This is a genomic window from Atribacter sp. (assembly GCF_035418125.1).
In the GTDB taxonomy this organism is placed as follows: domain Bacteria; phylum Atribacterota; class Atribacteria; order Atribacterales; family Atribacteraceae; genus Atribacter; species Atribacter allofermentans.
Window position 1 is genome coordinate 1 of the sequence record NZ_DAOLQM010000052.1, and the last position, 10,246, is coordinate 10,246.

At 42.2% G+C, this 10,246-nt stretch carries 10 protein-coding genes; all 10 read left to right on the forward strand.

Going from position 1 to position 10,246, the window contains the following annotated elements:
• The first annotated feature begins 446 nt into the window (after positions 1–446).
• The 10 genes from tig (at position 447) to PLK24_RS04465 (ending at position 10,244) form a co-directional block, all read left to right on the forward strand.
• Entirely contained in the window at positions 447–1,757 is a 1,311-nt protein-coding gene (tig, locus tag PLK24_RS04420; RefSeq protein WP_324476681.1) for a trigger factor, read from the forward strand.
• On the forward strand, positions 1,757–2,395 hold the full coding sequence (gene clpP, locus PLK24_RS04425; protein ID WP_324476683.1) for an ATP-dependent Clp endopeptidase proteolytic subunit ClpP: 639 nt from the start codon (positions 1,757–1,759) through the stop codon (positions 2,393–2,395). Before tig ends, clpP begins: the two co-directional genes overlap by 1 nt.
• Entirely contained in the window at positions 2,382–3,644 is a 1,263-nt protein-coding gene (gene clpX / locus PLK24_RS04430; RefSeq protein WP_324476685.1) for an ATP-dependent Clp protease ATP-binding subunit ClpX, read from the forward strand. Before clpP ends, clpX begins: the two co-directional genes overlap by 14 nt.
• A 14-nt stretch (positions 3,645–3,658) precedes the next feature.
• Positions 3,659–6,316, forward strand: a complete 2,658-nt coding sequence (locus tag PLK24_RS04435) for a valine--tRNA ligase (RefSeq protein WP_324476687.1) — start codon at positions 3,659–3,661, stop codon at positions 6,314–6,316.
• Positions 6,313–6,915, forward strand: coding sequence for an SPOR domain-containing protein (locus PLK24_RS04440; RefSeq protein ID WP_324476690.1), 603 nt, complete (start codon positions 6,313–6,315; stop codon positions 6,913–6,915). Before PLK24_RS04435 ends, PLK24_RS04440 begins: the two co-directional genes overlap by 4 nt.
• Before the next feature lie 15 nt (positions 6,916–6,930).
• Entirely contained in the window at positions 6,931–7,284 is a 354-nt protein-coding gene (locus PLK24_RS04445; RefSeq protein WP_324476692.1) for a DRTGG domain-containing protein, read from the forward strand.
• On the forward strand, positions 7,284–7,763 hold the full coding sequence (locus PLK24_RS04450) for an ATP-binding protein (RefSeq protein ID WP_324476694.1): 480 nt from the start codon (positions 7,284–7,286) through the stop codon (positions 7,761–7,763). Before PLK24_RS04445 ends, PLK24_RS04450 begins: the two co-directional genes overlap by 1 nt.
• Positions 7,764–7,824: 61 nt before the next feature.
• Positions 7,825–9,165: a [Fe-Fe] hydrogenase large subunit C-terminal domain-containing protein gene (locus tag PLK24_RS04455; protein WP_324476696.1), complete on the forward strand. Its 1,341-nt coding sequence runs from the start codon at positions 7,825–7,827 to the stop codon at positions 9,163–9,165.
• Positions 9,152–9,505, forward strand: a complete 354-nt coding sequence (locus PLK24_RS04460; RefSeq protein WP_324476698.1) for a DRTGG domain-containing protein — start codon at positions 9,152–9,154, stop codon at positions 9,503–9,505. The genes PLK24_RS04455 and PLK24_RS04460 overlap by 14 nt, the downstream gene beginning before the upstream one ends.
• The gene (locus tag PLK24_RS04465) at positions 9,477–10,244 is read left to right on the forward strand and encodes a PHP-associated domain-containing protein (RefSeq protein ID WP_324476700.1); all 768 of its coding nucleotides are present in this window, start codon (positions 9,477–9,479) and stop codon (positions 10,242–10,244) included. Before PLK24_RS04460 ends, PLK24_RS04465 begins: the two co-directional genes overlap by 29 nt.
• The last annotated feature ends 2 nt before the right edge of the window (positions 10,245–10,246 follow it).

The following is a 10,246-nucleotide window of genomic DNA, read 5'->3' on the forward strand; positions in this document are numbered from 1 at the left end:
AGAACGGTTAGAATCCTCACAATGACGGATTGGGTTGATGAGATTCTCACAGCCAAAGGAACGAGGGGGATTATGGCGGAAAGCGCCGAGGGAGAGGGGGAGAATGGAAAACGAAATGGAAACAATTTAAGAGCTTGAGTTGCATGGTGATTTGAATATATTTATAATATCTCTGAATGTCATTAGTAAATTTTATTGTAGAAATGTGTTGGATTTTATACCTCGATGATGGAAATCGAGGTATATTTTTTCTATTTACTTTGAGGTTGATTCGAGCTGGGAATAAACTCATCTCTTAGTGCATTTCACATAATTGGTAAATAATGGTAAAATCTTCAGGTTATATGAGATGATCGTCCTTCTTTTGAGTTCATATAGAGAGATCGGTTCTCTGCCTTCAGAGGGATAATATAATTCGATTTTCAGATTGGAAAGGTGGAAGTAGCATGGTTCAATTTAAAAAGGAAGAAAAGGAAAAACATCTTTATGAATACGAAATAACCATTGAAGAGGAAAAAGTCCAGGAGAAACTGGAAAATATTTATAAAGAGGCGAGTCTTCGAGTAGCGGTTCCTGGCTTCCGGAAAGGGAAAGCCCCACGGGCTATTCTCAAGGCTCATCTCAATCAGAATTTTATCAAGGACGAATTAGCTCGAAGCTTAATTCCCGACGCTCTGAGTAAGGTGATCAAAGAAGAAAACCTTACTCTTTTTGGTGAACCGGATATTGATCTGGTAACGGTGGAAGAAGGACAACCGCTGGTTTTTAAAGCTTTAATATTAGAAAAACCCCAAACTACCCTGGCGAACCTGGAAGATATTGAAGTCCGCAAATATAAGGTAGTGATTCGCGATTCTGATGTTGAAAAAGAGATCGAAGGGATCCAAAAATCAAGAGGGTTGTGGAAAGAAAAAGAAGACCTTCCAGTTGAAACTGGTGATATGGTTAAGGTAAAAATAGAGGACAAAGAATATGCGGTCATGGCATCGTTTTCTGATGATGAATCGGTATTGAGCCGAGTAGTCATCGGGTTGAAAAGGGATGAAACGGGAAAATTTCGCCCTCAGGAAACTGAAGCCGATAAACCTGCCGAAGAGGTGGACTTTACCGTGATCGAGATTATGAAAAAAGAAATTCCAGAATTGAACGAGGAATTTTTAACCCAACTCAATCCCGAATTGAAGTCTCTTGATGATTTACGATTGAAAACCAGGGAATCTTTGGAGAAATGGGCCGAGGATTTGGTGCAGATCCGTATGGAGAAGGAAGCAGTGGCATTGCTCGCTAAAAAATCTGAAGTAGTGGTTCCCAGTGTTTTGATTGACCATGAAACCAAGCATCAGATCGATCATTTTATTGAACACATTCAAAAAGACGGAATGACCTTAGAAAAATACATGGAAATAACCAATACCGATTTTGAGAGCATTGAAAAAGATTTCCGAAAACAGGCTCTTTGGCAGTTGAAAAAAATGTTTGTTCTTCAGGAGTATGCCGATAAAAATGGTATTTCGGTTGGAAAAGAAGAAATGAATGAAGAGATGGAAAGGATTGCCCAGAGAACGGGAAAAGAAGTCGAGGATGTCAAACAAATTTTAGAGAAGAATAATAAGATGGACGATTTAATGGACCAGAAGCTCCAGCAAAAATTGATTTTAGATATCCTGCAAAAGGTGAAGACCAAGGAATTAGAAGAACCGATCAATATCGATCAGTGGAAAGCTCTTGAAGATCCAGAAGAGGAGATGGTGGAATAATGCAGGATTTAAAAAATAATTATTTAGTTCCTATCGTTGTTGAGCAAACTCCGCGGGGAGAAAGGTCCTATGATATCTATTCCCGCCTGTTAATTGATCGAATCGTTTTTCTTGGGACGGAGATCGACGATGTGATCGCCAATCTTATAATTGCCCAACTGCTCTTTCTCGATGCTCAAAGTACTGAAAAAGATATTAATCTTTACATTAATAGTCCAGGAGGATCAGTGTCTTCGACACTGGCTATATATGATACGATGCAGTATCTGAAATCGGATATTTCAACGATTTGTATTGGAATGGCTGCCAGCGGTGGAGCAGTGATTCTGGCTGCCGGCACCAAAGGGAAGAGAATGGCTTTGCCCAATTCACGGGTGATGATACACCAGCCCTTAGGTGGAGCCCAGGGTCAGGTGACGGATATTGAAATTCAAGCCCGTGAGATGATTAAAATTAAAGAAAAACTCAATAGTATTTTGGCTAATCATACTGGCCAACCATTAGATAAAATAAAAAAAGATACTGAACGGGACTATTTTATGTCGGCAGAAGAGGCACAACTTTACGGCTTGGTTGACCAGGTTATCATTCCAAAAAAAGAAAGAAAAGGAGAAACAGGCGGGAATGGCACGTTATGATAATGAAAAAGGAGAAATCCGCTGTTCTTTTTGCGGGAAACCGCAGGCGGAGGTAAAAAAACTGATTGCCGGCCCCGGAGTCTTCATTTGTAACGAATGCATTGACCTTTGTAATGATGTGATTCGTGAAGAAACCAAGAACAACAAAAAGCAGCCGGAATTCAATTTGGGAAAATTGCCGACACCGATGGAGATGAAAAAATTCTTGGATCAATATGTCATCGGACAGGAAAGAGCCAAGATCACCCTCTCGGTTGGAGTCTATAACCATTATAAGAGAATTCTTTTTTCCCTTGAGGAAGATGAAGTTGAAATTGAAAAAAGTAACATTCTATTGATTGGGCCAACTGGTTCAGGAAAAACTCTTTTAGCCCGAACCTTGGCCAAGATGTTGAACGTTCCTTTTGCAATTGCTGATGCAACCACCCTTACTGAGGCGGGTTATGTGGGCGAAGATGTTGAAAATATCTTGCTTCGCCTTTTGCAAAATGCTGAATTTAACTTAAAAAAGGCCGAAAAGGGAATAATCTACATCGATGAGATTGATAAAATTGCTCGGAAATCTGAGAATCCCTCAATTACCCGTGATGTGTCGGGAGAGGGAGTGCAGCAGGCCTTGTTGAAGATTTTGGAGGGTACCATTGCCAATATTCCTCCCCAAGGGGGGAGAAAACATCCTCATCAAGAATTTATCCCGATGAATACCGCCAATATTCTGTTTATTTGTGGTGGAGCTTTCGTTGGATTGGAGCGGATTGTTGAAGCTCGGATGAAGGAAAAGAAAATCGGTTTTGGAGCTTTTGAAGCCAACCAGACCAAGCTTCAGGAAAATCCTTTAATTGACGTACAGCCGCATGACCTGATGAAATTTGGTATGATTCCCGAGCTGGTGGGGAGAATTCCCATCATCTGTGCTTTGGATGAGCTCAATGTAGAGGATTTGGTACGGATTTTAACCGTGCCAAAAAATTCCTTGCTAAAACAGTATCAGCATCTTCTCCGCCTGGATGGAGTTGACCTCCGTTTCACCGATGGCGCCTTAAAACAAATAGCCATTGAGGCCATGGAAAAAAAGACCGGGGCTCGTGGTTTGCGGGCTATCATGGAAAAGCTGATGACCAAAGTGATGTTTGAATGCCCCGATCGGAAAGATATTAAAAAATTAACTGTTGATAAAGACATGGTCATAAAAAATCAAACCAATGATATTTATGTGGATAATCAACTCATTCAAGATAAGCCAGCCTAAAGAAAGGAATAAAAATGAACAATCGAACACCGATTCCGCAGGTTTATGACGCTTCTCACACTGAGACCAAATGGTATGAGTATTGGGAAAAAAACGGTTATTTTTCTCCAGATCCGCAGCGTTCCAACCCTTTTTGTATGGTTATTCCTCCTCCCAATGTGACCGGTTTCCTTCATATGGGTCATGCTCTCAATCTGACTCTTCATGATATTCTCACTCGTTACCGGAGGATGAAAGGTGATCAAACGCTTTGGTTGCCGGGAACCGATCATGCCGGCATTGCTACCCAAAATGTTGTTGAAAAACAGTTGGCGAAGGAAGGATTAGATCGCCATCAACTGGGTCGAGAAGAGTTTATTCAGCGGGTTTGGCAATGGAAAGACCAATACCACGATCGGATTGTAAAACAGCTGAAAAGCATGGGTGCTTCCTGCGATTGGACCCGAGAGCGTTTTACCTTTGATGAAGGATTGTCGGCTGCGGTAAAAGAGGTGTTCGTTCGACTTTTTGATGAAGGGCTGATTTACCGGGGAGAGTATATCGTTAACTGGTGCCCCCGTTGTGAAACGGCCATTTCCGATATCGAAGTTGATTATCGTGATGTTCCATCATTTTTGTATTATGTCCGGTACCCCATCAAGGAGCATCCTGAACAGTACTTGGTGGTTGCTACCACCCGGCCGGAAACCATTTTGGGAGATGTGGCTTTAGCCGTTCATCCCGAAGATGAACGATACCGCCAGGTAGTCAATTCCACTGTTATCCTTCCTATCATCGGAAGAGATATGAGTATCATCCAGGATGAATATGTTGATCCGCAGTTTGGAACCGGGGTTCTCAAGGTAACACCGGCCCACGACATGAACGATTTTGATTTGGGGAAAAAACATCACCTTCCGGTAGTTGCGGTTATCGATCCTCACGGAGTGATGAATGAAAATGCTGGGATTTTTGCCGGTATGACTCGAGAACAATGTCGAGAGGCAATTGTCGAAAAGCTGAAGAGTTTGGACCTCATCGAAAAAATTGAAGAATATTCTCATTCGGTTGGTCACTGTTACCGATGTAATACTCAGGTAGAGCCTTTAATATCCAAACAATGGTTTGTGAAAATGAAAGATTTAGCTCAACCGGCAATCCAGGCAGTTGAAGAGGGTCGGGTTGAGTTTATCCCGGAACGATGGAATAAAATTTATTTTGAATGGATGAATAATATTCGGGATTGGTGTATTTCGCGGCAGATTTGGTGGGGCCATCGGGTGCCGGTTTTTTATTGTCAAGAATGTGGTCATTATTTTGCCGACCGAGGGTTACCCGATCATTGTCCGAAATGCCAGGGAAAGGTAGTCCAGGATGAAGATGTTCTCGATACCTGGTTTAGCTCAGCTCTTTGGCCTTTTTCTACTTTGGGGTGGCCAGAAACAACTCCTGACCTAAAAACCTTTTATCCTACCTCGGTTTTAATCACGGCATTCGATATTATCTTTTTCTGGGTTGCGAGGATGATTATGATGGGATTGAAGTTTATGCAGGATGTTCCCTTTCGAAAGGTTTACATCACTCCCTTGGTCCGTGATGCCTATGGGAAGAAGATGAGCAAATCGTCAGGTAATGCCATCGATCCCTTAGAAGTTGCTCGTCAGCTGGGATCGGATTCTTTACGCTTTGCTCTTGCTTGGTTGACGGTTCAGGGTCGAGATATTCATCTCTCCATGGAAAGAATCGAAGCCTCGAGAAATTTCATGAATAAAATCTGGAATGCTTCCCGCTTTGTCTTGATGAATCTTGAAGAAGACTTTGTTCCGGTCGAATTGAATAATGAAGCTCATCTCAGTTTGAAAGACCGCTGGATAATCTCCAGATTTCAACAAACCATCGAACAGGCCAGCCTGGCTCTCGATGATTATCGATTTGGTGAATATGTCCAGATTATTTATGATTTTATTTGGGGTGAATTCTGTGATTGGTATATCGAATGGAGTAAAAAAGACCTCTACCAGGGAAGTCCGGAAGAGAAAAGGAAGACCCAGTCGGTTTTAGTTCAAGTGCTTTCGGGAATTCTTCAACTTCTTCATCCCGTAGCACCATTTATTACTGAAGAAATCTGGCACTCTCTCCCGATGAGAAATGATAATGATGCGCTTATCATATCCGACTGGCCAGTTCCGGAAAAATCGTGGTTCAATGACCAGAGTGAAAAAGCTATCGGATCAATCCAGAATTTGATACGAGAAATACGATTTTTAAGAGCAGAACTGGAGATTTCTCCCGCTGAAACCTGTCGGGTGCAGCTTGGTTTTCATCAATCGGATAATCGGGTTATAATCGAGGAACATTTGGGATACATTGAACAACTGGCAAAATGTGAGATAATAAAAACTGATGTTGAAATCTCAAAACCCGGAGGCGCGGTGACTGGGCAAGTTGATGGGATAGATATCTTTTTAATGATCGAAGGATTGGTGGATATTAAGCGGGAACTGCAGCGGTTAAATAAAAAGCATAAAGTTCTTAGCGAGGATGTGGAAAGAATTCAAAAACGTTTTGAAAAACCAGATTTCTTGGAAAAAGCTCCCCAAGAAGTGATAGAAAAAGATCAGATTCGTTTAGAGAAATTATTAAGCGAGGCGCAACGCCTCCAGAAATTAATAGAGGGGATAATGAACCAATGAAGCAATTTCGGAAAAGGCGGGACCCAGTTGAGTTGATTATTCTTCTTCTCGGTGGTTTTTTAGTGGTAATGCTGGCTTTTTTTATGGCGCGGGGAGATTTGGATGCCTATACTCAGCTTCTCCTTCAGGGAGGAGTCAAAGAAGAAACAACTCAAATAGCGGAAAGACCTTTAGTTGGAAGCGATTATCCTGAAGAATTTGAAGAAATAACTACGACCAGTCAAATTCAAAAGGGGTTGATAATTGAAGAAGAGAGAGAAGTGAACCAAGAAAAGCCACAAGTAACTACTGCTCAGGAAGCAGTTTTAGCAACTCCATCACCACCTCCATCTCAACCCAAACCAACGCCGACACCGGTTCCTCCCCAGTCGACACCACCACCGACCGGGAGTTTTTATTTACAAGCGGGGGCATTTTCCAGTGAAGGCAATGCCAATAATATGGTAAATACCCTCAGAGAGATGGGGTTTGGGGCAACCGTTGAAAAATCAGCTAATTTGTTTAAGGTAAAAGTTTACGGTTTTAAAACCAAACAAGAGGCATCTGAAGCGATACAAAAAATCAAGTCGAAAGGAATTGATGCCTTTATCGGTCAATAAGGAGAGAGGTTTCCAATGACCCTACGTGAAATCAAAGACCTTCTACAGGCTGAAATATTAACTGGAGAGGAATTATTAGATATCGAACCGACCTCGATTTGCGGGAGCGATCTTTTAAGCGATGTGCTGGCTTTCACCAAAGAAAAATCACTACTACTTACCGGCCTTACCAATTCACAAGTTATCCGGACAGCTGAAATGAGCGATCTGATTGGTATCGTTTTTGTTCGAGGCAAAAGACCGGATAATGCAACCATCGAATTAGCAACCATCAAAAAAATACCCCTTTTGACAACTCGGCTGCCCATGTTTGAATCCTGTGGGAGATTGTATCAGGGAGGAGCTCGAGGGTGTAGCGAAGTAAAGTAATGGACCAACATCAACCCCACATTGAAATCAAAAAGGAAATTACTGGAGGTGATTTTTCAAACGCTGGAGGAATATCCAGCGAACTGAAAAATATCCTCCAACAAGCTGGTTTACCGCCGCAATTTATCCGACGGGTGGTAATCGCTACTTATGAAGCCGAGATGAATGTGGTAATCCATGCCTATCGGGGAACATTTTCCACATCAATTTATCCTGACCATGTACAAGTGGTTCTTGAAGACGAAGGACCGGGGATTCCTGATGTTGGCTTAGCCTTTCAAGAGGGATTTTCAACAGCACCAGCCCATATTCGAGAAATGGGTTTTGGAGCAGGGTATGGACTCTCGAATATGAAGAAGTGTTCAAACCAAATAGACATCCAAACCAAGGTTGGAAAAGGGACCAAGGTAATGATGGTTTTTTGGCTTGATTCATCCCAAGTAGGTTCGTCTGCTCCTGATCAAAAAGAAATGCCATAAAATTTAATTAGGGGAATTCCCACCCGTTTTTTCTCCGACAAAAGAAAAGAGGGTGAAAGTATTGAATCCAGAAATTTTTCATTCCGTTCTTTTAGATGAAGAAAAATGTAAGGGTTGTACTCATTGTATTCGAAGATGTCCAACCGAGGCTATTCGGGTGAAGCGAGGGAAGGCTCGCATCGACGAGGATCGTTGTATCGATTGTGGTGAGTGCATCCGAACTTGTCCCAACCATGCTAAATACGGCCAAACCGATTCACTGGAATTGTTAAAAAATTTTAAATATACGATCGCTTTACCGGCTCCAGCTTTTTATGCCCAGTTTAAAGGGAATCTTTCTCTCGGCAAACTATTGGGTGGCTTAGTTAAGTTAGGTTTTAATGAAGTATTTGAAGTTGCCTGGGCAGCTGAAATTTTAGCCGATGAAATTGATCGATACCTGAAAAAAACCAACCTGGATATTCCCATTATCTCCTCAGCCTGTCCAGCGGTTGTCAGGTTGGTGGAAGTTCAATTTCCCTCGCTGATCGACAATCTCCTTCCTCTTGACTCTCCCTTGGGTTTAGCAGCTAAAATAGCTCGAAAGCAAGCCATGGAAAAAGGCTTCAAGCCCGAAGAAATTGGGGTATTTTTTATTACTCCCTGTCCGGCTAAGGTGATGGAGGTCCGACGCTCAAGTGGAACGCTTGAACGAATTGATGGCGCCATTTCCATGTCGAGTATTTATCCCCGCTTAATCAACGATATCGACAGTCTTCCCGAAGAATCATCTTGCCAACTGGCTTCCTGGAAGGGCATTGGGTGGGCTCGTTCAGGAGGAGAACAAGAATCCCTTGGCGAAGGGGAATATATGGCAGTGGATGGGATTCATAACGTGATTTCAGTTTTTGAAAAGATAGAGATGGGAGAACTCAAAAAAGTTATCTATTGTGAAGCCCAAGCCTGTGTAGGAGGCTGTATTGGAGGAGTTTTTGCCGTCCAGAATCCCTTTATTGCTAAAGTCAACGTTAACCATCTGATCAAAAAGCATTCCACTCCTCAACCTCCAGAAAAACATCAGTTGGAAGAGTGGAGAAAAGAGAAAACTTTCCAAAGAATTCATCCTTATGAAATTCGGGATGTGTTGAAGCTGGATAATGACTATCGTAAGGCGATTGAAAAATACCAGCAAATTGAAAAGATACTGGAAAAACTTCCCGCCCTTGATTGTGGCGCCTGTGGTTGCCCAACCTGCCGATCGCTCGCCGAAGATATTGTCAGAGGAAAAGCCCAAGAGATCGATTGTCCCTTCTTGTTACGAGAAAAATTATGTGAAATATCCAAAGAAATTTTTGATTTAGCCAGTCGCGTTCCTCAAACCATGAGTGAAGAAGGAGGAAAAAAGAAAATTGAAAGTCAGTGACATTGTAAAACCGCTGGAAGCTGAAGTTCTTTGTGAGGGAGACCTCAATAATAGTGAAATCACCGGAGGATATTGTAGTGATTTACTCAGTGATTGTATTGCCAATGCCAGTGAAGGGAGTGTCTGGGTGACCATTCACTCTCATCCCAATATCATTGCCGTTGCGGTATTGGTAGGCATGCCTTGTATTGTTATTAGTAATTTTCAAGAAGTTGATCCCCAGACAATAGAGAAAGCCAAAAAAGAAAAAGTAACCCTTTTGCGAACTTCCTTAACCAGCTATCAAGCAGTGGAGGTGTTAACCAAGATTGGTGTTCACGGAACCAAAAAACATGCCTGAAAGGGTCTACCGTGCCGATCTTCATATCCATAGTGTATTATCTCCTTGCGCCGAACGGGATATGTTACCCCATTGTATTATATTGGAAGCCTTGGAAAAACATTTAGACATCATAGCTATTACTGATCACAACTCGTGCGAGAATGTGCAAGTCACTATTTCTTTAGGTGAGCAATTTGGGGTTTGGGTCATCCCGGGCATGGAGGTTGAAACCCGAGAAGAGATCCATTTTCTTACTTATTTCCCCACTTATCAACGGATACTTTCCTTCTATCAAGTCCTGCAGCAATTTTTCCAGCCAATTCCTCTTGATGAAAATCTTTGGGGTGAAGAGTGGGTCATTGGCGCTGCCGGTCAGATTGTGGAAAAGAAAAAAGAACTTTTAACCTTTCCTCTTTCGCTTACCGTTGAAGAGCTGTATCAGTTGGTGGTAATTCAGGATGGAATCATAATTCCATCCCATGTCGATCGAAGCGTTTACAGCATTATTGGAGTACTGGGTTTTCTCCCGCCTTATCCCCCCTTTCCAGTTTTGGAAATTTCTTCGGCTTTAGCAACTTCCAACGCCCGTGTGAAGTTGAAGTTAAACAACTGTCGCTTGGTACGTTTTTCTGATGCTCATGCTTTACCTCAAGTTGGTTTGGTTTATACTGAATTTCGTATGGATCGACCCTGTTGGGTGGAGTTTAAAAAGGCAATTAATCAGATGGAAGGAAGAGATTTTTTTCCTCAAGAGTAGTT

Coding starts and splice junctions, on each gene's coding strand:
- clpP (WP_324476683.1), top strand. CDS start 1,757: ATGCAGGATTTAAAAAATAATTATTTAGTTCCTATCGTTGTTGAGCAA.
- clpX (WP_324476685.1), top strand. CDS start 2,382: ATGGCACGTTATGATAATGAAAAAGGAGAAATCCGCTGTTCTTTTTGC.
- PLK24_RS04445 (WP_324476692.1), top strand. CDS start 6,931: ATGACCCTACGTGAAATCAAAGACCTTCTACAGGCTGAAATATTAACT.
- tig (WP_324476681.1), top strand. CDS start 447: ATGGTTCAATTTAAAAAGGAAGAAAAGGAAAAACATCTTTATGAATAC.
- PLK24_RS04450 (WP_324476694.1), top strand. CDS start 7,284: ATGGACCAACATCAACCCCACATTGAAATCAAAAAGGAAATTACTGGA.
- PLK24_RS04435 (WP_324476687.1), top strand. CDS start 3,659: ATGAACAATCGAACACCGATTCCGCAGGTTTATGACGCTTCTCACACT.
- PLK24_RS04440 (WP_324476690.1), top strand. CDS start 6,313: ATGAAGCAATTTCGGAAAAGGCGGGACCCAGTTGAGTTGATTATTCTT.